The 18,126-nt window shown below is 69.9% G+C and carries 21 protein-coding genes; 10 read left to right on the top strand and 11 right to left on the bottom strand.

Going from position 1 to position 18,126, the window contains the following annotated elements:
- Positions 1–40: 40 nt before the first annotated feature.
- From AAEX60_RS13470 to AAEX60_RS13450, 5 genes are all read right to left on the bottom strand, one after another.
- The gene (locus AAEX60_RS13470; RefSeq protein WP_342104082.1) at positions 41–1,234 is read right to left on the bottom strand and encodes an MFS transporter; all 1,194 of its coding nucleotides are present in this window, start codon (positions 1,232–1,234) and stop codon (positions 41–43) included.
- A gap of 297 nt (positions 1,235–1,531) precedes the next feature.
- Positions 1,532–2,872, bottom strand: coding sequence for a TIGR04053 family radical SAM/SPASM domain-containing protein (locus AAEX60_RS13465; protein ID WP_342104081.1), 1,341 nt, complete (start codon positions 2,870–2,872; stop codon positions 1,532–1,534).
- 32 nt (positions 2,873–2,904) lie between these two features.
- Entirely contained in the window at positions 2,905–3,306 is a 402-nt protein-coding gene (locus AAEX60_RS13460) for an RrF2 family transcriptional regulator (RefSeq protein ID WP_342104080.1), read from the bottom strand.
- 405 nt (positions 3,307–3,711) lie between these two features.
- Positions 3,712–4,131 carry a thioesterase family protein gene (locus AAEX60_RS13455; RefSeq protein WP_342104079.1) on the bottom strand — a complete coding sequence of 140 codons (420 nt, stop codon included), beginning with the start codon at positions 4,129–4,131 and terminating at the stop codon, positions 3,712–3,714.
- A gap of 70 nt (positions 4,132–4,201) precedes the next feature.
- Positions 4,202–4,723 carry a mycothiol transferase gene (locus AAEX60_RS13450; protein ID WP_342104078.1) on the bottom strand — a complete coding sequence of 174 codons (522 nt, stop codon included), beginning with the start codon at positions 4,721–4,723 and terminating at the stop codon, positions 4,202–4,204.
- A 589-nt stretch (positions 4,724–5,312) separates the two neighbouring features.
- On the opposite strand from AAEX60_RS13450, the gene AAEX60_RS13445 reads away from it, so the two are divergent.
- From AAEX60_RS13445 to pcp, 3 genes are all read left to right on the top strand, one after another.
- Positions 5,313–5,609 carry a hypothetical protein gene (locus AAEX60_RS13445; protein WP_342104077.1) on the top strand — a complete coding sequence of 99 codons (297 nt, stop codon included), beginning with the start codon at positions 5,313–5,315 and terminating at the stop codon, positions 5,607–5,609.
- On the top strand, positions 5,606–5,908 hold the full coding sequence (locus AAEX60_RS13440; RefSeq protein ID WP_342104076.1) for a hypothetical protein: 303 nt from the start codon (positions 5,606–5,608) through the stop codon (positions 5,906–5,908). The genes AAEX60_RS13445 and AAEX60_RS13440 overlap by 4 nt, the downstream gene beginning before the upstream one ends.
- A gap of 126 nt (positions 5,909–6,034) precedes the next feature.
- Entirely contained in the window at positions 6,035–6,676 is a 642-nt protein-coding gene (gene pcp, locus AAEX60_RS13435) for a pyroglutamyl-peptidase I (protein ID WP_342104075.1), read from the top strand.
- A 9-nt stretch (positions 6,677–6,685) separates the two neighbouring features.
- Here pcp and AAEX60_RS13430 read toward each other — a convergent pair whose 3' ends face one another.
- From AAEX60_RS13430 to AAEX60_RS13420, 3 genes are all read right to left on the bottom strand, one after another.
- The gene (locus AAEX60_RS13430) at positions 6,686–7,105 is read right to left on the bottom strand and encodes a PIN domain-containing protein (protein ID WP_342104074.1); all 420 of its coding nucleotides are present in this window, start codon (positions 7,103–7,105) and stop codon (positions 6,686–6,688) included.
- A complete protein-coding gene (locus AAEX60_RS13425) occupies positions 7,102–7,353 on the bottom strand; it encodes a type II toxin-antitoxin system Phd/YefM family antitoxin (protein ID WP_342104073.1) in 252 nt (83 codons plus the stop codon). Before AAEX60_RS13425 ends, AAEX60_RS13430 begins: the two co-directional genes overlap by 4 nt.
- Positions 7,354–7,414: 61 nt before the next feature.
- Entirely contained in the window at positions 7,415–8,884 is a 1,470-nt protein-coding gene (locus tag AAEX60_RS13420; protein WP_342104072.1) for a CYTH and CHAD domain-containing protein, read from the bottom strand.
- 163 nt (positions 8,885–9,047) lie between these two features.
- On the opposite strand from AAEX60_RS13420, the gene AAEX60_RS13415 reads away from it, so the two are divergent.
- From AAEX60_RS13415 to mnhG, 7 genes are all read left to right on the top strand, one after another.
- Positions 9,048–9,902, top strand: a complete 855-nt coding sequence (locus AAEX60_RS13415) for a CoA transferase (RefSeq protein ID WP_342104071.1) — start codon at positions 9,048–9,050, stop codon at positions 9,900–9,902.
- A gap of 230 nt (positions 9,903–10,132) precedes the next feature.
- Complete coding sequence (locus AAEX60_RS13410; protein WP_342104070.1) at positions 10,133–12,967, top strand: Na+/H+ antiporter subunit A; 2,835 nt, start codon at positions 10,133–10,135, stop codon at positions 12,965–12,967.
- A complete protein-coding gene (locus tag AAEX60_RS13405; RefSeq protein ID WP_342104069.1) occupies positions 12,964–13,635 on the top strand; it encodes a Na(+)/H(+) antiporter subunit C in 672 nt (223 codons plus the stop codon). Before AAEX60_RS13410 ends, AAEX60_RS13405 begins: the two co-directional genes overlap by 4 nt.
- Positions 13,632–15,209, top strand: a complete 1,578-nt coding sequence (locus AAEX60_RS13400) for a Na+/H+ antiporter subunit D (RefSeq protein ID WP_342104068.1) — start codon at positions 13,632–13,634, stop codon at positions 15,207–15,209. Before AAEX60_RS13405 ends, AAEX60_RS13400 begins: the two co-directional genes overlap by 4 nt.
- Positions 15,206–15,784, top strand: coding sequence for a Na+/H+ antiporter subunit E (locus tag AAEX60_RS13395; RefSeq protein WP_342104067.1), 579 nt, complete (start codon positions 15,206–15,208; stop codon positions 15,782–15,784). The genes AAEX60_RS13400 and AAEX60_RS13395 overlap by 4 nt, the downstream gene beginning before the upstream one ends.
- Complete coding sequence (locus AAEX60_RS13390; RefSeq protein WP_342104066.1) at positions 15,781–16,050, top strand: monovalent cation/H+ antiporter complex subunit F; 270 nt, start codon at positions 15,781–15,783, stop codon at positions 16,048–16,050. The genes AAEX60_RS13395 and AAEX60_RS13390 overlap by 4 nt, the downstream gene beginning before the upstream one ends.
- On the top strand, positions 16,050–16,388 hold the full coding sequence (gene mnhG, locus AAEX60_RS13385) for a monovalent cation/H(+) antiporter subunit G (RefSeq protein WP_342104065.1): 339 nt from the start codon (positions 16,050–16,052) through the stop codon (positions 16,386–16,388). The genes AAEX60_RS13390 and mnhG overlap by 1 nt, the downstream gene beginning before the upstream one ends.
- A gap of 305 nt (positions 16,389–16,693) precedes the next feature.
- On the opposite strand, the gene AAEX60_RS13380 is transcribed toward mnhG, so the two are convergent.
- The 3 genes from AAEX60_RS13380 to AAEX60_RS13370 form a co-directional block, all read right to left on the bottom strand.
- The gene (locus AAEX60_RS13380) at positions 16,694–16,924 is read right to left on the bottom strand and encodes a hypothetical protein (protein ID WP_342104064.1); all 231 of its coding nucleotides are present in this window, start codon (positions 16,922–16,924) and stop codon (positions 16,694–16,696) included.
- 290 nt (positions 16,925–17,214) lie between these two features.
- The gene (locus tag AAEX60_RS13375; RefSeq protein WP_342104063.1) at positions 17,215–17,859 is read right to left on the bottom strand and encodes an SIMPL domain-containing protein; all 645 of its coding nucleotides are present in this window, start codon (positions 17,857–17,859) and stop codon (positions 17,215–17,217) included.
- Between the two features lie 36 nt (positions 17,860–17,895).
- On the bottom strand, positions 17,896–18,114 hold the full coding sequence (locus tag AAEX60_RS13370; protein WP_342104062.1) for a hypothetical protein: 219 nt from the start codon (positions 18,112–18,114) through the stop codon (positions 17,896–17,898).
- Between the last annotated feature and the right edge of the window lie 12 nt (positions 18,115–18,126).

Raw genomic sequence — 18,126 nt, 5'->3', positions numbered from 1 at the left:
ACCGGTCGGGCGGGTGCGGGGTGACGGGGCTCGTCGCCGCTCAGGCCGCGGAGAGGTGGTTCAGCTTCTCCGACATGACCAGCCCGAACAACGCGATCAGCAGCATCGCCCAAGGCAGCAGCCACAGGCCCAGCCAGGCACCCAGCGCTCCCACCAGCGGCGGGGCCAGCGTCGATCCGGTGTAGGCCGCCGCCATCTGGATGCCGATGATCGCCTGGGAATTGCGGGCACCGAAGTTGGTGGGGGTGGAGTGGATGATCGCCGGGTAGACCGGGGCGGCGCCCAGGCCGGCGATCACCAGCCCGGCCAGCGCCAACACGTCGGTCTGAACGGGCAGGGCCATCAGCGCCACGCCGACGGCGATGGTGGTGAAGCCGCCGCGGATCAGCAGCTTGTCGCCGATCCGGTCGGCGAAGAAGCCGGCCAGGAAACGGCCGGCCGTGATGCCCATCAGGAAGAGCGACGCGAAGCGGGCGGCCGTCGCCACCGCGACGCCGCGGCCGCTGACCAGATAGGTGGAGGCCCACAGGATCGCGGTGGTCTCCACCGCGCAGTAGGCGAAGAAGGCGGCCAGCACGAAGGGCACACCGGGGATCCGCAGTGCCGTCGCCAGCGGCACGTGGCCCACCGACGCGTGCTCCGGATCCTGATGGTCCAGCTCGGAGTGCGCGCTGGGGCCCGAGGCGGCCGCCCGGCCCCACAGCGGCAGGCTGACCAGCAACGCCACGGTCAGCCCCGCCTGGATCAACCCCACCTGGCGATAGGCGCTGCCCCAACCCTGGCCGCTGCCCAGCGCATGACCCATGATGAAGGGGCTGATCGAGGCGCCCACGCCCCAGAAGCTGTGCAGCCAGTTCATGTGCCGCGCCGCATAGTGCAGGGCGACGTAGTTGTTCAGCGCCGCATCCACCGCACCGGCCCCCAGACCGTAGGGAACCGCCCACAGGCAGAGCAGCCAGAAGTGGTGCGACGTGGAGAAGCCGAACAGGGCCGCCGCGGTCATGGCGACGCTGGCCGCGGTCACCACCCCCGCTCCCAGCCGCCGGGTCAACCGCTCGGAGGCCAGGCTGGACACGATGGTCCCCAGGGCAATGATGACGGTGATGAAGCCGGCGTAGGCCACCGGGACGTCCAGGTCCCGGTGCATCGTCGGCCAGCCAGCTCCGACCAGCGAGTCGGGCAGGCCGAGGCTGATGAAGGCGAGGTAAATGATCGCCAGGAGGAGGGAGTACACGACGGGCCTTTCGGGTGGGATTGAGCGAACTCAGCCTAACTGAAACTGACCGATGTGTAAGAAGTGGGGCCGGGGTGGTTGCCGGGTCGGATGGTCTTGGGTGGTCCGGGCTGGCTTGCCGGGGCAGGCGTGGCGTCGCGACGCCGGGGTGGTTGCCCCGGGCGCTCGGCGCCCACGATCCACTGCGCAGCCGCTCCTTGTTGGGGCAGCTGCTGCAACAGCTGCCCCAGACATCAACGGCTGCGCAGTGGAGGGGGGGGGGTCAGCGCGCGCCCCGGTCGGGCAGGATACCGACGCTCAGTGGTCCGCGGCTGCTCGCAGGTTGTCCTCGGCCGCGGGGGCCCCGGCCGGCGCCACGTCCAGCAGGTCCAGCGGCACCGGCTTGACCCGGGCGCCGGTGATCGGGTCCTCGTCGGGGTGCTCGGCCGCCCAGCGCGGCGGCACGTAGCTGCACGTCGGGTCCGACGCCAGCATGTCCCGGGTCACCGCGAAGGCGTGCGAGCGGGAACCGCCGCAGACCTGGTTGAAGGGGCAAACCCCGCACTTGCCGTGGAAGGCGTCGGGTCGGCGCAGCGAGAGCATGATCGGGGAATTGCGGTAGATCCCGCGGAAGGACTCGTCCTTCACATTGCCGCACCGGTAGGGCAGGAAGCCCGACGGGTAGACGTCGCCCACATGATCGATGAAGACGAAGCCGCGGCCGGAATTGGTGGCCAGTGGCGGGCGCGGGCGGCGGTTCACCAGGTCCTCGGCGCTGACCAGCTCCAGGGTGCGGGCCATCAGTCGGTCATAGAGCTCGCCATGCGGTGGGGCATCGTTGGTGGCGCGCTGCATGGCCACTCGTCGATAGGCCTGCGCCTCGGTGGTCTTGATGGCGATGTAGCCGCTGACGTCGTGCGCCCACTGCAGCACGTCCTCGTTCTCCTCGGCGGTCAGGGCCTGCAGCGCCTGACCGCGGCCCGTCGGCACCAGGAAGAAGAGGGACCACAGGTGCGCGCCCAGCCCCTTGACCTGCACCATCAGGTCCGGCAGCTCGGTCACGGTGCGACGGGTCACCGTCGAGTTGATCTGCAGCCGGAAACCGGCGTCGGTGGTGATCCTGGCGGCCGCCAGGGTCTTGTCATAGGTGCCCTGGAAGCCACGGAAGGCGTCGTGGGTCTCGGCGCGACAGCCGTCCATGGACAGCGAGACCGCCTTGCCACCCGCCTCACGCAGCGACGCGAGACGCTCCGGGGTGAAGTTGGCGGTGACCGAGGGGGAGAGCGCCACCGAAAGGCCGAGCCCGGTGCCGTGGGCGACGAGATCCTCCAGGTCCGTGCGCTCAAAGGGGTCCCCGCCGGTCAGGATGACAATCGGGGTGGGCTTCCCGAACTGCGCGATGTCGTCCAGCAGCGCCTTGCCATGCTCCAGGGTGAGCTGGTCCGGGTGGAAACGCTGCTGCGCGTCGGCCCGGCAGTGGGCGCAGGCCAGCTGGCAGGCGCGGGTGACCTCCCAGATCACGATGAAGGGGCGATCGTCCGGGTCATGCCGCAGCTCGCGCACCGCGGCGCGCTGCTGGCGGATCTCGGCGGGCACGTGGTCCGGGCGGTGGTGACCCGCGTCGGTGAGATCGGGGCGGGTACCAGGTTCGGTGAGCATTGCGTGGGGCTCCTGGGTAGTGCTTGCGGCGGTCAGTGGAAGGCGACGGGGATGGCCGGGGTGGCGGCCAGTGCGGTGGTGAGGGTGGCCCTGGCCTGGCTCCAGGCGTCGTGCAGCGCACAGGTCTGGCCCTGGCCGCAGGGCAGGTGGTGGGCGACGCACTGGCCATTGGCGGTGGGGCCGTCGACGGCCTCGATCACCTGCAGCACACTGACCCGGTGGGCTTCGGGGGTCAGGGTGTAGCCGCCCGTCGGGCCTGGGATGGAGGCCACCCATCCGGCCTTGACCAGCGGGCCCACCACCTGCGGCACGAATCCCCGGGTGGCCTGCAGGGCGTCGGCCAGTTCGGGTGCCTTGAGCCGCTTGCCGACGGGTGCCAGCAGGGCCATGGCCTGCACGGCCAGCTCCGCCCGACGGGTAACCTCAAGTCGCATAGTGGGAGACTACACGATTTGGCCTGCGGGATTGCGCGGGACGCCCGCTCTGGCTACTGCCGGGGGTCAGGGTGCGCGTCGGCCGCCAGGGGAGCGTGCTGGAGTGCGGGCCCGTGCCTGGCTGACATGCGGAGTGGATCGCCGCCAGATCAATCTCCGGACAGGGGGCTCGTACTGCGCTTCGATGACCGGGCCACCCGTCACTACGCCGATGTGGTCGCCACCCGCACCCGGCTGGAGCTGCCCATCACCACTCCTGACGGCCAGATCCCCGCGATCTGTCGGGCGCAGGCGTGACGTTGGTCACCCGCAATGTCCGCGACTTCGACGGGTGGGCGGGGTCGATGATGTGCAGGTGCGCGTCGAAGAGCCGCGGGCGGGCGCCCTCGGTGCCCGTGATTGGGCTCACTGCTTGGCTTCCCGGCCGGCCAGCTTGCCCTCGAACCGCTCCTTGTTGACGACGCCCCGCTGGTGGGTGCCGGTGCTGATGGTGGCGTGCTCGTCGCGGGCCTCGACGTCGAAGCTCAGCGCCCGGCCCTCGACGCCGGTCAGGGTGACCTGGATGGTCACCGTCGAGCCCGGCGTGGTGGGCGCGTCATGGGACAGGTCGACGTGGGTGCCCAGGCTGACCTCGCCGTCATCCAGGTGGGACTGGACCGCCTGCATGCAGGCCCACTCGATGATCCCCACCATGTAGCCGGTGGCTAGCACCTGCGGCATCACCGTGAACTCCGGCGCCTCGGGCAGCAGGTTGGGCACGGTTCGCTCGGCCGGCACCTGGTAGTGCATGGTGTGGGTCAGGCCGGGGGTCAGGGTGTCCTTCACGAGGTGCTCCTTCGGTGTCTGCGGCGACGAATTGTGAGAAATCTAACACCCAATGATCGCCTGCGGGCACTCAGACGCCGATCGACCAGGTCTCCAGCAGGCCCCGCGCATAGGCGGCCTGGCCCAGGTGCACCGCCGCGTCGTCGATGATGCTGACCAGCCGCACGCCCCGGCTGACCGGCGGATCCCAGGAGTCGTCGATGATCTGGTCCAGGTCCTCTTCCGAGAGGGTCTGGAGGTATCCGACGAAGGCGTCGATGCAGGCGGCCAGATGGGCCTGCAGCAGGTCCGGATCCGTCACCCGCAGCGCGGCGACGGCGTCCGGGCTGTCGCCCAGGCCGAAGTCATCGGCTCCGCGGTTGATGCCCAGCTTCTCGGCCCAGCCGTCGCGCTCCCAGACGGTGGGCTGGCCGGTGAGATCCGCCAGCTGGACGTCCATCTGGCGGGCGGCGTGCCAGACCAGCCAGGCGATCGAGTTGGCGCTGCCCGCGGGCTGGGCGTTCAGGTGCTCCGCGTCCAGGCCCCGCAGCACGACGGCGGCGGTGTCCAGCGGACGCTTGGCGGCGTCGGTCAAGAGGTCACGATGATCCATGCGCCCAGTCTGCCTCGCCCGGCCAGCGTCGGCGGTTAACTCGCCCGGCCGGCGTCAGCGGTTGAGGGAAGCGGGTGCGGTGCCTTCAGCCCCCCGGAGGCCGAAGAGCTTGCCAAAGTTGGCAGCCTGGTGGACACAGAAAATTCTTGGCAGGTTCAAGACGTCAAATTGCTGCCAACTTTGGCGAGCCTTCCGGGGCCCAGGCCGTCATCACGGGCTCCGAGCGTTGGGCCGCCGATTGGTTCCGCCGCCCGCCCATCGGAGGGGTCCCGCCGCCCGCCCATTGGACGGCTCGCGTAGCCAGGCTCAGCCATCTGAAGGCCGGGCCCTGTGCAGCTCCTCGCCATTCGGGGCAAGAAGTGTGTGTATGGGGGTGTGTATGCACACCGAATGTGAGCGGTGTCTCCAGGAGGAATCCGCCCAGGGCCTGGACAAGCTCGGCCGCCGTGGCCGGGTCGGGCTTGGCCGCCGCGGTTGGGTTGGGCACTCACAGCGGCTTGTCGGCGGCTTCGTCTTCTCGAGTCAGTGGTAGCTTGCTCTCACGTGGAGTTCGGGGCGCCGTGAACACTCGCCCTTGAAGGATCCACCCATGAAGAAGTTTCTCGCCGGGATGACGGCGACCCTCCTGGTGTTTGCTGCGGTCTTGCTTGGCCTGCCGCGACTGGGAGTGAACCCCCTTGGCTTCACGGCCAGCCGTCGCAATGTCCAGGTGATCGATGCCGTCACCAAGGAGGAACAGGTTGTCCTGTTGAGCCTGGGGATCCAGGGGATCATCTCTGAGGAGTCCAAGGCAAAGATCTTGGGCGTCGAGGTCCCCGGCACGGGACGCGCCCAGTTCGTCCAGTACAGCTACGCCGCAAACTTGGCATCGACGCCCAGCAGGTGAAGATCAAGCAGACTACGCCGACGTCATATGTGATCACGCTGCCGGAGTTCATCTTCATCGGTCACGACAAGGAAGAATTCAAGCTCGCTGTTGAGAAGAACGGGATCCTGAGCTGGGTGAGCCCTGATGTTGACACAGCTGACTTGATCACCGAAGTCTTGGGCGCCGATGCGCAGCAGGAGCAGATTTCCCGGAACCGGCAGGCGCTGGAGGAGCAGGCAAGGGCCTTCTATGTCGGCATCGTCAAGGGCGTCCAGCCCGATGCCACGGTGGAGCTTCGGTTCTCACCGTCGGCCTAGATCTAACCGCTGCGGGCCTCGACAAGCTGGGGTGTCGTGGTCGAGCGGGGTTGGGTGTCGCGGTGTGGTGGTCAGTCCCGATGGGGTGGGGCTGGGCCGCTGTGGCTGGGTGGGCACAATGGGCGCATGAGGATTCTGGTGACCGGCTTCGACCCCTTCGGCGGGGAAAACATCAATCCAGCGTGGGAAGCGGTGCGGGCGCTTCCCGACCAGATCGCCCGGGCCCAGATCCGCACCCTCCAGGTGCCGACGGTCTTCGGGGACGCGGTGCGCGTGGTGGGGGAAGCCATTGACCAGCACCAGCCCGACGCCGTGCTGTGCGTCGGTCAGGCGGGCGGCCGGAGCGCCATCACGGTGGAGCGGGTGGCCATCAACGTCGACGACGCCAGCATCGCGGACAATGCCGGCAACCGGCCCATCGACGAACCCGTCGTCCCCGATGGCCCCGACGCCTACCTCGCCACCCTGCCGATCAAGGCCATGGTGCAGGCCATCCGGGAGGCCGGTCTGCCGGCCTCGGTCTCCAACAGCGCGGGCACCTTTGTCTGCAACCACCTGATGTACGGCGTGCTGCACCACCTGGCCAGCCGGGGCACGTCAGCCCGGGGTGGTTTCATCCACGTCCCCTACATCCCGCAGCAGACCACGGACAAGCCCGGCATGCCGTCGATGTCGGCGACGGACATCACGCGCGCCCTGACCGCCGCCCTGGAGGCGATGGTCACCCATGACGCGGACATTCGGTTGGGCGACGGCGCCACCCACTGAACCTGAGGCTCACACCAGGGCATTGCCTGGATCGTCGGTCACCGGGTCCATTGTGGCCAAGCCCAAGTCATGGCTCACGGCCTGCATGGTTCGGTCATGAGTGCAGATGATGACGCCGTCCCTGCCGCTGCGTAGCGCCGAAGCAAGATGGATCGCGTCGAGTGTCTTGATGTGCGGCAGGATGGCTTCCGCCTCCTGGAGAACTGCGTGGTCCAACGCGATCGTGCCGACGTGGGAAAGTACTTCGTGACGCCTTTCGATGGGTGCCTCCAGGCGACGCAAGACCCGAGTCATCTCCGTTCCCAGGAGACGGGAGGACAGGATCTCGTCGTTGGAAGCAGTGGTGTCGTCAAACCAGTGAGCCGCAGCTGGCGAATGTCCGAGCAGGATCCGCATCGCGACCGAACTGTCCAGATAGTAGGTGGTCATCGGTCCCCGGCCATCTCGTCCAGCAGGCCCTCGATGCTGAGCCCTGCAGGAAGCTCAATTCGGGGCAGTTCGGCCGTCCGGGCCTGCCCTTGGACTCGGGGAGCCACCACACTGGCCGAGGAGTTGATTGGCGAGATCTGCGCGATCTCCTGATGATGTCGGGTGACGCGGTAGGTCTCGCCCGAGGCCACGGCCTCCAACATGGGTGACGGGTTCTGGCGAAGTTCACCCACCGAGATGGTCTTCATGGAGCCAGTCTAGAAGAATTGTCTACGGAGAGCTACGACGATTGAGGGTTCGGGAAGCGATTCAGGCCGACGCCCGCTTCGCCCGGCGGATTGCCTTGCCGGCCTCGTCATGGGCGTCGTCCTGGTGGGCCAGCTGTCGGCCGTACAGCACGCCATAGGTGAAGGTCGGCTCGTCGGCGGCGTGGGCCACGTCGGCCAGTTCCAGCAGCCGCTCCCGGGCCACGACGGTGTCCTGAGCCACGCCCAGCGTCTCGGTGACCTGCTTCCACGCGCGGGCAGCGTCCTTGCCGTGGGCGAAGGCGGGGGAGACCGCCTCCCAGGCGTAGCGCGCCGCCTTGGCCTTCTTGCGGGCCTCGTGCGCCAACTCGGTCTGTTCCGCGCCGACGGCCTCCTGTGAGGCGGCCCAGCGACGGGTGACCCGACGGGTGGTCTTGCGCATCAGCGGGGCCAGCACCTCGGCGGCCGGCCCGTCCGCCGCCGGCAGGAAGGGCGGTTCGGTGACCAGCGCCGTCAGCATCTGGTACAGATCGCGGTAGCGCTCCGAGTCCAGCGCCGCCACCAGCTCCCGGTGGGTCTGGGCATGCCGGGCGTCCAGTTCTGCGGTCAGGCGCTCCCGCACCGGGCCCACCACCGCCTCCGGTGGAAGCTCGTCCAGGGCGGCCGAGAGCCGGGCCTTGAGCACCTCCGCGTCCCGCGGCCCGCCCAGCATCTCCCCAAGCCAGCGCACCTCGGCCCGCAGTGGCTCGGTGCGCTCGGCCGCCAGCAGCTCCCGGAAGACCCGCAGCGTGCTGCGCAGCCGTCGGGTGGCCACCCGCATCTGGTGCACCGCATCCGGGGCGTCGACGCGGACCTCGGCCTCCCTGGCCTGGATCATCCTCACCTGGGCAGCCAGGTAGGCACCCACTACCCGGGCCGCGCTCGGCTCGCCGTCGGGGGTGGCGGCCAGCAGATCGCCCAGGGCCTGCACCAGCTTGGAGGTGGCCGGCTGGGCCTCGGCGCCCTGGGCCACCAACTCGGCGGAGATCTCCGCCAGGTCCAGCGGGGCCCCGTCGGCGGTCAGTTCCACCTCCACCTCGCGCCACTGTTGCGGCTCCGCACCGATCCTGTGCACCGTCACCTGGTCTTCGCAGAGCAGGGCCACCGCGCGTCCGTCGGGCACCACCAGGTCGGTCTCCCGACGTTCGGTGTCCAACTGGGCAATCGGCACCAGCGGCGCGTCACCCACCAGTGCTTGCACGTGGCAGCGCAGGGCATCCGGGACCTGCAGTGGGCTGCTGTCGGGCAGGATCTGGGCGCCCAGTTCCTCCCTGGCATGCCCCTCGCCGGGCAGCTTCAGGTGCCAGCCCTCGTCGTGGCCGCCAGTGCGCCGGCGCAGCGTGATGCCCTTACGGGCCAGGGTGAGGCCGGGCGTGTCGAAGTAGGTGGCGCGCAGCTGCCATTCATGGGCGTCGCCCAGGCTGGCCACCTTCCCCAGACCGGTGATCCGGCCGTCCTGGGGAAGCCGGAACTTGCGCTCGATCTCGGTGGCCATGGTCTGGGTCTCCCGTCCCTGGTTTCGCCTGTGGTGGTTCGCCCGCATTGGCCGCCCATTCTACCGGGGACGTGCGGCCCACCCGGGGTGGATGCCCGTCGAATGACCGGTGGCCGGCGGCCGAGCCCGGTAACGTTCCGGACAATAGAAGGAAGGACAATCCATGGGTCACGACGACGTGCTCCTGGGCGGCCTGCGGGTGGTCACCATCGCCATCAACCTCCCCGGACCCGCCGCCGCCCGACGCCTGGCGCAACTGGGCGCCGACGTGATCAAGGTGGAACCCCCGGCGGGGGACCAGATGGAGCTGCTCAGCGCGCCCTACTACCAAGAACTGCTGGCGGGACAGCAAGTCATCCGGCTGGACCTGAAGACCGACGAGGGACGCGACGAGCTGTGGCGGCTGCTGGAGACCGCGGACCTGTTCCTCACCTCGAACCGGCCGTCCGCCCTGGCCCGGCTCGGCCTGGACTGGGAATCCCTCCACGCCCGGCTGCCCAGGCTGAGCCAGGTGGCAATCGTCGGCTATCCGGGGGAGAAGGCCGAAATGCCCGGGCATGACCTGACCTACCAGGCCTCGGTGGGCACGCTGAATCCACCGAACATGCCCCGGGTGCTGCTGGCCGATCTCACCAGTGCCGAGCGTGCAGTCGGCGACGGACTGGCGGCGGTGCTGGCCGCCGGGCGCACCGGGCAGGGCAGCTACCGGGAGGTGGCGCTCAGCAGCCTGGCGGAGATGATGGGCGACCCGGCCCGGCACGGGCTGACCACCACCGACGGGATCCTGGGCGGTGCCCTGCCGGAGTACAACCTCTACCGGGCGGCCGACGGCTACCTGGTGCTCGCCGCGCTGGAGCCGCACTTCTGGGCCCGCACCCGTCAGGTGCTGGAGCTGACGGCCACCGGCCCCGAGCAGAGTGCGGCGGAGCTGGCGGCCATCTTCGCCACCCGCACCGCCGCTGAATGGGAGGCCTGGGGCGAGGAGAACGACATCCCGGTGGCCGCCGTCCGGGAGTGAACAGGCCCGCTCGACCAGAACAGATGCAGGGCGGGTGGGCAGCGCAACTACTGCGTTGCGTACCCCCTCCTGCGTCTGTTCTCAGTGGGCACTCGCGTCCCCGGACGGCTCCGGCGGGACTCAGCGTCTCAGCAATTCGGTGGGTGCGGAATAGCTTGGTACCACCCGGTAGAATTCATCACGACGCCGTCTGTGGACCCGCCGTGGACGACGCCCCCGGGAGATGATTGATGCTGACGGTTCTGGCCCTGCATGCCATCGCGACCGTCATTGCCCCCCTGGTGATCCGTTGGTTGGGCCCCCGCGGCTTCTGGCTGCTGGGCCTGCCGTCGCTGGCCACCGCAGTGCTGGCCGCCAACCACCTGCCCGGCGTGCTGCGCGGCGAGGTCCCGCAGTGGAGCCGCCCCTGGGTGCCCACCCTCGACCTGGCGCTCGGCCTGCGGATGGACGCGCTGGCGCTGCTGATGTGCCTGGTGGTGGGCGGGATCGGCGCCGTGGTGCTGGCCTACTGCACTGCCTACTTCGAGCGTGACGAGCCGGCCCTGGGCCGGCTGGCGGCCCACCTGACCGGCTTCGCGGGGGCCATGACCGGCCTGGTGCTGGCCGACGACCTGCTGCTGCTGTACCTGTTCTGGGAGCTGACCACCGTCCTGTCCTACCTGCTGGTGGGGCACAACACCCGCTCCGAGGACAGCCGCAATGCCGCCACCCAGGCCCTGGTGGTCACCACCGCGGGCGGTCTGGCGATGCTGGGCGGCTTCATCATGCTGGCCGTCGCCGCCGGCACCTCCAGCCTGACCGCGCTGCTGGACAATCCGCCCAATGGCACCGTCACCAGCGTCGCGATCGTGCTGGTGCTGCTGGGCGCCCTGACCAAGTCCGCCCAGGTGCCCTTCCACTTCTGGCTGCCCGGCGCCATGGCCGCGCCCACCCCGGTCTCGGCCTACCTGCACGCCGCGGCCATGGTGAAGGCCGGCGTCTATCTGGTGGCCCGGCTGGCCCCCGGCTTTGCCGGCCACGAGGTGTGGCGGCCCACCATCCTGGTGCTGGGCGGGCTGACCATGCTGGTGGGTGGCTACCGGGCGCTGCGCCAGGTGGACCTCAAACTGATCCTGGCCTACGGCACCGTCAGCCAGCTGGGTTTCCTGGTGGTGCTGGTGGGCACCGGCAGCCACGACGCCGCCCTGGCCGGGCTCACGCTCCTGGTGGCGCACGCCATCTTCAAGGCGGGCCTGTTCCTCTCGGTGGGCACCATCGACCACGCCACCGGCACCCGGGACGTGCGTCGGCTCACCGGAATGGCCCGCAGGATGCCCTGGCTGGTGGCCGCGACGGGGCTGTGCGCGGCCTCCATGGCCGGCCTGCCCCCGATGCTCGGCTTCGTGGGCAAGGAGGCCGTCTACGAGGCCTACCTGCACGCCCCCCAGGGCTGGGCGCTCCCGGTGCTGGCCACTCTGGTGCTGGGTTCGGTGCTGACCGTCGCCTACAGCGGGCGTTTCCTGTGGGGCGCGTGGGCCAGCAAGTCCGGCGTCGACCCGCTGGAGGTGCACGAGCCGGGCCGGGTGGCGGTGGGGATCCCCCTGCTGTTGGGCCTGGTCAGCCTGGCCTCCGCCCCCTTCACACCCCGGCTGGAGACCCTGGTCACCGGCTACCGGGAGAGCTTCCCGGCCGGTGAGCACCCGATCCACCTGGCCCTGTGGCACGGTCTGGGCACCCCGCTCTACCTCAGCCTGGTCACCCTGACGGCCGGCGCCGTGCTGGTCTGGCTGCGTCGCCCCGTGGCCCGCCTGCAGGGCGCCCTGCCGCACCCGCCGGCCGCCGTGTCCGCCTACCGCCTGGTGATGCGCGGCCTGGACCGCAGCTCGCTGGAGGTGACCGGCTTCCTGCAACGCGGGTCGCTGCCGCTCAGCCTGGGCCTGGTGCTGCTGGTCTTCATCGCCATGGCCGCCAATGGGCTGCTGGGCACCCACCTGCCGTCGAATGTCCGGATCTTCGACGAGCCGGCCCAGCTCTCGGTGGCGGTGGTGGCCATGCTGGCCGCCATCGGCGCCGTCCGTTCCCGGCGACGCCTGCGCGCCGTCGTGCTGGTCAGCGTCACCGGCTATGCGTGTGCGCTGGCCTTCCTGCTCCATGGCGCGCCCGATCTGGCGCTGACCCAGATCCTGGCCGAGACGGTGTCCATCGTGGTCTTCGTGCTGGTGCTGCGTCGCTTCACCGGCCACTTCAACGAGGACCCGTCGCGCACCGAACGAATGGTCCGGATCCTGCTGGGCACCCTGTCCGGGCTCCTGGTCACCGGCATCACGCTGGCCGCGGCGGCGGCCCGCACCTCGGACCCTGCGGCCGTGGGCTGGCCCAAGGGGGCCACCGGTTTCGGCGGGGGCAGCAACATCGTCAATGTCGCGCTGGTGGACATCCGGGCCTGGGACACTATGGGCGAGATCTCGGTGGTGCTGGTGGCGGCCACGGGCATCGCCAGCCTGGTCTTCCGCAAGCGTCACCGGGTGGAGGCCAATCGCCGTCGGCTGGAGGACATGCGGGCCGGCCGGGGCGTCGGGCGGGGAGCCCCGTCGGCCAGCGGATCCTCCTGGCTGGTCACCGTGCACTCCTTCGACGACGAACGCAGCTCCCTGATCCTGGCCGTGGTCACCCGGCTGGTCTTCCACACCATCCTGCTGTGGTCGGTCTACCTGCTGTTCACCGGCCACAATGCCCCCGGCGGTGGCTTCGCGGCCGGGATCGTCGCCGGGCTGGCGCTGGTGGTGCGCTACCTGGCCGGTGGCGCGGAGGAATTGCGCGTCACCCTGCCGGTGATGCCCGGTGCGCTGCTGGGCAGCGGCCTGTTCCTGTCCGCGGGCTTCGGGCTGGTCTCCATGCTGGCCGGCGGCGACGTGCTGCAGAGCTGGACCTTTGATGCCCACCTACCGCTGCTGGGTGACCTGCACCTGGTCACGTCGGTCTTCTTCGACATCGGCGTCTACCTGGTGGTGATCGGGCTGGTGCTGGACATCCTGCGCAGCCTGGGTTCCGGTCTCGACGACCAGATTGCGGAGGCCAAGCGATGAGCCCCAACCTGACCCTCGCCGTCCTGGCCGGTGTGTTGTTCGGCACCGGCATCTCCCTGCTGCTCTCCCGCAGCCTCACCCGGGCCCTGCTGGGGGTGCTGCTGGTGAGCAATGGGGTCAACGTCGCCTTCCTGGTGGCCTCCGGCCCGCCCGGCAAGCCACCGATCGTGGACAAGGCCGAGGCCGCCGCCACGGTGATCGGGGGCGACGGGATCAGTGACCCGCTGCCCCAGGCCATGACCCTGACCGCGATCGTGATCACCCTGGCCGTGACGGGATTCGTGTTGGCCCTGGCCCACCGGCAGTGGCAGCTGGCCGGCGCCGACGACGTCGAGGACGACGCCGAGGACGCACGCATCCAGGAGCTGGCCCACAGCAATGACCTGGCCGGCTCCGACTACACCGACACGGCGGACCCGCATGCGCTGGCCGACGACGAGGAGGATGCCCCGCCGCCGGATCCCGTCGGCCAGGCCGACCACGAGCAGATCGTCCCCGAGGAGCTGGACCCGGACCCCGCTGGCGAAGAGTCCCCTGGGGCCGAGCCCGTCGAAGCCACGCATTCCGCGGAGGCCGAGCCGGCCGGGGCCACTCCCGATTCCACGGTGGCCGAGCCCGTCGACGCCCCTTCCGCTGACCCTGCCCCGGACCGGGAGGTGCCCCGATGAACTTCACCAGCGCAGACCTGGTGCCCTTGCCCGTCGTGCTGCCCCTGATCGGTGCCGGGCTGACTGTCGTCGCCGGGCGACGCACCCACCTGCAGCGCGGGATCACCTTCCTGGTGCTGGGCGCCGTGGTGGTGGTGGGCGCGCTGCTGCTGGGGATTGCCAGCAGCGGTGAGCGGCTGGCGGTCGGCGTGGGCGGGTGGAGCCCGGTGGACGGGATCGTGCTGGTGGTTGACCGGCTGAGCGCCCTGATGCTGCTGGTCTCCTCCCTGGTCACCTTCGGCGTGATGCTCTATGCCATCGGCGAGGGCCGGGCCTCCGACGACGTCGACGACGGGGGAGCGCCGCTGCCGATCTTCCACCCGACCCTGCTGGTGCTCTCGGCGGGGGTGTCCACCACCTTCCTGTCGGGCGACCTGTTCCACATCTACGTCGGCTTCGAGATGCTGCTGTTCGCCAGCTTCGTGCTGCTCACTCTGGGCGCGACGGAATCCCGGGTGCGGGCGGGCGCCAACTATGTGGTGGTCAACCTGCTGAGCTCGCTGATCTTCCTGCTGGCCATCGCGTTGATCTACGGCGCCACCGGCACCGTGGACCTGGCCCAGCTGGCCGGCCGGCTGGACGTGCTCAACCCCGACGTCGCGCACCTGCTGCAAGGCATCCTGCTGGTGGGATTCTGCATCAAGGCCGCCGTCTTCCCGATGTCCGGCTGGCTGCCCGACTCCTACCCGACGGCCCCGGCCCCGGTCACCGCCGTCTTCGCCGGGCTGCTCACCAAGGTGGGCGTCTACGCGCTGATCCGCACGCAGACCCTGCTGTTCGGCGACGACGGCTACAACCAGCTGTTGCTGTGGGCGGCGCTGCTCACCATGCTGGTGGGCATCCTGGGGGCCGTGGCGCAGGACGACATCAAGCGTCTGCTCTCCTTCACCCTGGTCAGCCACATCGGCTACCTGGTCTACGGCGTGGCCCTGGGCAACCAGCTGGGGTTGTCCGCGGCCATCTTCTACGCCGCGCACCACATCACCATCCAGACCTGCCTCTTCCTGGTGACCGGGCTGATCGAGCACCGCGGCGGCAGCACCTCCCTGACCCATCTGGGCGGATTCCTGCGGATGACACCCGGGTTGGCCCTGCTCTTCTTCATTCCCGCGCTCAACCTGGCCGGTATCCCGCCGCTGTCGGGCTTCCTGGGCAAGGTGGGGTTGTTGCGGGCCGGCGCCGAGGCCGGCACCGGCCTGGCCTACCTGCTGATCGGCGGTTCGCTGGTGACCAGCCTGCTGACCCTGTATGCCATCAGCCGGGTCTGGGGCCGGGCCTTCTGGCGGGCGCCACGGGCCGCCGACGTGGACGACGACGGGGAGCTGTTCGACGTCACCGGTGAGGAGGCGGAGCGGCTGGTGGCCAGCCGTCCGCTGGGCCGCGGGGTGCTGTGGCCCACCTGGGGTCTGGTGGCCATCTCCTGCCTGTTCACCGTCGTGGCCGGCCCGCTGTTCGGCTATACCGACGACACCGCCGCCCAGCTGGCCGACCGCGCGGGCTATGTCACCGACGTGCTGGGGGTTGGTGGCCGATGATCCGACGTCTGCGACCCCTGCCGGTGCTGGGCCTGACCGCCGTCTGGCTGATGCTGATGGGCCAGTTCACCTGGGCCAATCTGGTCTTCGGGCTGGTGGTGGCCGCCGCCATCCTGTGGACCTTCCCGATGCCGCCGATCATCTCCACCATCCGGGTGCGGCCCGTCGCGCTGCTGGTGCTGGTGGGACGCTTCCTGGCCGACCTGCTGCGAGCCAGCGGCTATGTGGCGTGGTTGGCGCTGCGCCCCCGTCCCATCAGCGCCGGATCCCTGGTGGATGTCCGCCTGCGGCTGGACGACGACCTGCGCCGCACCCTGGTGGCCGAGCTCACCTCGCTGGTGCCCGGCACCGTGGTGATCGACCTGGACCAGGGCACCGGCGTGCTCACCCTGCACGTCCTGGATGTCACCGATCCGGAGCTGCTGGCCGCCGAACGGGACCGGGTCCGGGCCCTGGAGGACCGGGTGGAGGCCGCGATCTGCGTCGCGGTGCGGCCCAGCGGCCAAGGCGCCACCGAGGCCCGGCTGGTGCACACCATGCAGGACCCCGACGAGCCGCGCGAGGAGCAGCCATGAACTGGATCTACTGGGCCAGCGGGATCATGCTCACGGTGGCGGCCTTGCTGGCATTGGTGCGGATGGTGGTGGGCCCCACGGTGCTGAACCGGGCCCTGGCCAATGACGTGCTGGTGGCGGTGATCGTCTGCGTGCTGGGCCTGGAGGCCGTGATCACCGATGACACGTCCACCCTGCCGATCCTGATCACCGTCTCCCTGCTGGGCTTCGTCTCCACCGTGGCGATCTCCCGGTTCGTGGCTCGCGACGTGGACGAGGTGCCGTGATGGCTGCCGTGCTTGATGCCGTGGCGGCGCTGCTGCTGCTGACCGGTTCCCTGCTCTGCCTGTGCGCCGCCGTCGGGCTGATCCGTTTCCCGGACCTGCTGAGCCGGATGCACGCCGCAACCAAGCCCCAGGTGCTGGGGGTGGTGCTGGTGATGCTCGGGGTTGGTCTGGGGCTGCGTTCCGGCCTCGACGTGGGGATGCTGGTGCTGGTGGCCATCTTCCAGCTGCTCACCACACCCGTCGCCTCCCACATGATGAGCCGGGCGGCCCTGCGCACCGGCCAGGGTGGCCGTCCCGAAGACCACCGTCGGGAGACCGGGGACAACCCCGGCCTCTGAGGTCGGGGGCGGGCCACTCTCCCGCGGGGAGGCCGAGTTGGTCACCGGCGGCCGATCACCGCTTGTCACCACCGGAGGCCCGGATGCGTTGGTGACCACGGTGCCGGGCCTGTCGGGGTCTTCCATTCCGAGGGGCCCGCCAAAGTTGGCGGACTTTTCGGGATTTGAACGAGCCCAATCGGTTTCTGTGTCCACCAGGCTGCCAATTGTGGCGGCAGGTGCTCGCCCCGGGGTGGCGGGTGGCGCCTGACCGGGCCGTTGGTTCGTGCTGACCAGGGCCTGGCTCCCGGGGCTGGCAGCCGGGTTCAGGCGGCCTGGGCCTGCCTGGTGCTCGCGATCACGGGCAGGTGGTCTTCGCCCACGACGGGCTCGGGCTGGGCGGTCTGGGTGGCCGGGGAATCGATGGCGGGGACGAGGTCCCGGCGTCGCTGCAGCCAGGCGGTGGTCAGCACGAAGGGCGCCAGGATGAAGGGCACGGCCGCGAACACGGCCGCGGTAACGACGAGGAGCAGGACAAGGCCGAGGATGGTGGACATGGCACCAGATTCGGTCACTCGCCAAGGGATTCTCCAGCCAGCCCCGGAGTTGTTCAGGTGATCAGAAGCCACTTCAGGAAGTCTTGAGTTGAAGATAACCCGGTGTTCACCCGGGTCCCCTTCAGGCCCGTGTCGCACGGGCTGCGCGGTGGTATCCGATGGGGGCTGGAACCTGCCCTATTTGACATCTGGACGGAGTTCTACTTGACACCTGGACGGAGATCTACTTGGCATCTGGACGAGCCGGAGCGCCACGGCAGCTCGGTGCAGTCCGGCGAACCAGCGGGAGCTCAGGCCTGGAACCGGGCGTGCACCGTGGCGCTGAGCACCATCAGGTCTGGCGCCACCTCGACGGGTTCCGACCTGGCCAGCGCGAACCGGGCGGCGCCGTCGGCTGCCTGACCAGCATCGGGACCGGCCAGCAGCCCCGGGTCGGCCAGCTCGGTCAACGTCGGATCCCCGGCGCCGACGGCGGCGGCCATCACCCGGGCGCGGCGACGCGCGTCGGCGATGGCCTCGGTGAGCACCTCGTCCTGGTAGCGGGTGCGGGTGGCTTCGGTGAGGTCCCAGGCGACGTGGCCAAGCTGGATGTCGTCGGACTCACCCCACCGGGAGGTGAAGTCACTCAGGGCGGTGGCGTCGCGGAAGGTGATCCGGACCGCGACGTCGGCCCGGTGCTGCATGCCGGTCTGGTTGCCCTGCGCGTCGGTGACCTCGAGGGTCCAGACCTGCGGCGGGTTCACCACGTGGCGCTCCACCGGCGCGGGCTGCAGGTTCTCCAGCCGCTTCACCTCGCGGAGCAGCTCGCCGGTGCGGTGCTCGACGCGACGCAGGGCGTCGGCCCGTTCGGGTTCATTGGCCAGCACCTCCAGATGCAGGGTGGCCAGCTCGGCCGGCAGCTCGATCCGGTGGTGCCCGGCTACGGTGATGATCATGCGGTCAGCCTACGCAGTGAGTCTGGCGCGGGCAGGTCAGGCGGCCAGCACGCGGGCGTCGGTGGGGTGCACGGCGGGCAGGTCGTGCACGGAGGTGCGACGCAGCTCGGCCCCTGCGGCGCGACGGGTGCGATTGCCGCCCAGACGGTCAACCACGGCCATCGCCAGCACCAGCGGCGCCATCAGCACGGGCACCAGGAACCAGATCAGAACCAGTACGGCAACCGCTGCGGCCATTCCCAGGAAAGTCATCATGACCACAGTCTT

This window comes from Luteococcus sp. H101, assembly GCF_038433155.1.
Lineage (GTDB): Bacteria > Actinomycetota > Actinomycetes > Propionibacteriales > Propionibacteriaceae > Luteococcus.
The sequence above is the reverse complement of the archived record's forward strand: the minus strand, read 5'-3'. Positions and strand labels throughout refer to the sequence as shown.

What these genes read in the sequence shown, in the direction of transcription:
- AAEX60_RS13465 (WP_342104081.1), bottom strand. Translation starts at nt 2,872, where the DNA reads ATGCTCACCGAACCTGGTACCCGCCCCGATCTCACCGACGCGGGTCAC.
- AAEX60_RS13460 (WP_342104080.1), bottom strand. Translation starts at nt 3,306, where the DNA reads ATGCGACTTGAGGTTACCCGTCGGGCGGAGCTGGCCGTGCAGGCCATG.
- AAEX60_RS13450 (WP_342104078.1), bottom strand. Translation starts at nt 4,723, where the DNA reads ATGGATCATCGTGACCTCTTGACCGACGCCGCCAAGCGTCCGCTGGAC.
- AAEX60_RS13445 (WP_342104077.1), top strand. Translation starts at nt 5,313, where the DNA reads ATGAAGAAGTTTCTCGCCGGGATGACGGCGACCCTCCTGGTGTTTGCT.
- pcp (WP_342104075.1), top strand. Translation starts at nt 6,035, where the DNA reads ATGAGGATTCTGGTGACCGGCTTCGACCCCTTCGGCGGGGAAAACATC.
- AAEX60_RS13430 (WP_342104074.1), bottom strand. Translation starts at nt 7,105, where the DNA reads ATGACCACCTACTATCTGGACAGTTCGGTCGCGATGCGGATCCTGCTC.
- AAEX60_RS13425 (WP_342104073.1), bottom strand. Translation starts at nt 7,353, where the DNA reads ATGAAGACCATCTCGGTGGGTGAACTTCGCCAGAACCCGTCACCCATG.
- AAEX60_RS13420 (WP_342104072.1), bottom strand. Translation starts at nt 8,884, where the DNA reads ATGGCCACCGAGATCGAGCGCAAGTTCCGGCTTCCCCAGGACGGCCGG.
- AAEX60_RS13415 (WP_342104071.1), top strand. Translation starts at nt 9,048, where the DNA reads ATGGGTCACGACGACGTGCTCCTGGGCGGCCTGCGGGTGGTCACCATC.
- AAEX60_RS13410 (WP_342104070.1), top strand. Translation starts at nt 10,133, where the DNA reads ATGCTGACGGTTCTGGCCCTGCATGCCATCGCGACCGTCATTGCCCCC.
- AAEX60_RS13405 (WP_342104069.1), top strand. Translation starts at nt 12,964, where the DNA reads ATGAGCCCCAACCTGACCCTCGCCGTCCTGGCCGGTGTGTTGTTCGGC.
- AAEX60_RS13400 (WP_342104068.1), top strand. Translation starts at nt 13,632, where the DNA reads ATGAACTTCACCAGCGCAGACCTGGTGCCCTTGCCCGTCGTGCTGCCC.
- AAEX60_RS13395 (WP_342104067.1), top strand. Translation starts at nt 15,206, where the DNA reads ATGATCCGACGTCTGCGACCCCTGCCGGTGCTGGGCCTGACCGCCGTC.
- AAEX60_RS13390 (WP_342104066.1), top strand. Translation starts at nt 15,781, where the DNA reads ATGAACTGGATCTACTGGGCCAGCGGGATCATGCTCACGGTGGCGGCC.
- mnhG (WP_342104065.1), top strand. Translation starts at nt 16,050, where the DNA reads ATGGCTGCCGTGCTTGATGCCGTGGCGGCGCTGCTGCTGCTGACCGGT.
- AAEX60_RS13380 (WP_342104064.1), bottom strand. Translation starts at nt 16,924, where the DNA reads ATGTCCACCATCCTCGGCCTTGTCCTGCTCCTCGTCGTTACCGCGGCC.
- AAEX60_RS13375 (WP_342104063.1), bottom strand. Translation starts at nt 17,859, where the DNA reads ATGATCATCACCGTAGCCGGGCACCACCGGATCGAGCTGCCGGCCGAG.
- AAEX60_RS13370 (WP_342104062.1), bottom strand. Translation starts at nt 18,114, where the DNA reads ATGATGACTTTCCTGGGAATGGCCGCAGCGGTTGCCGTACTGGTTCTG.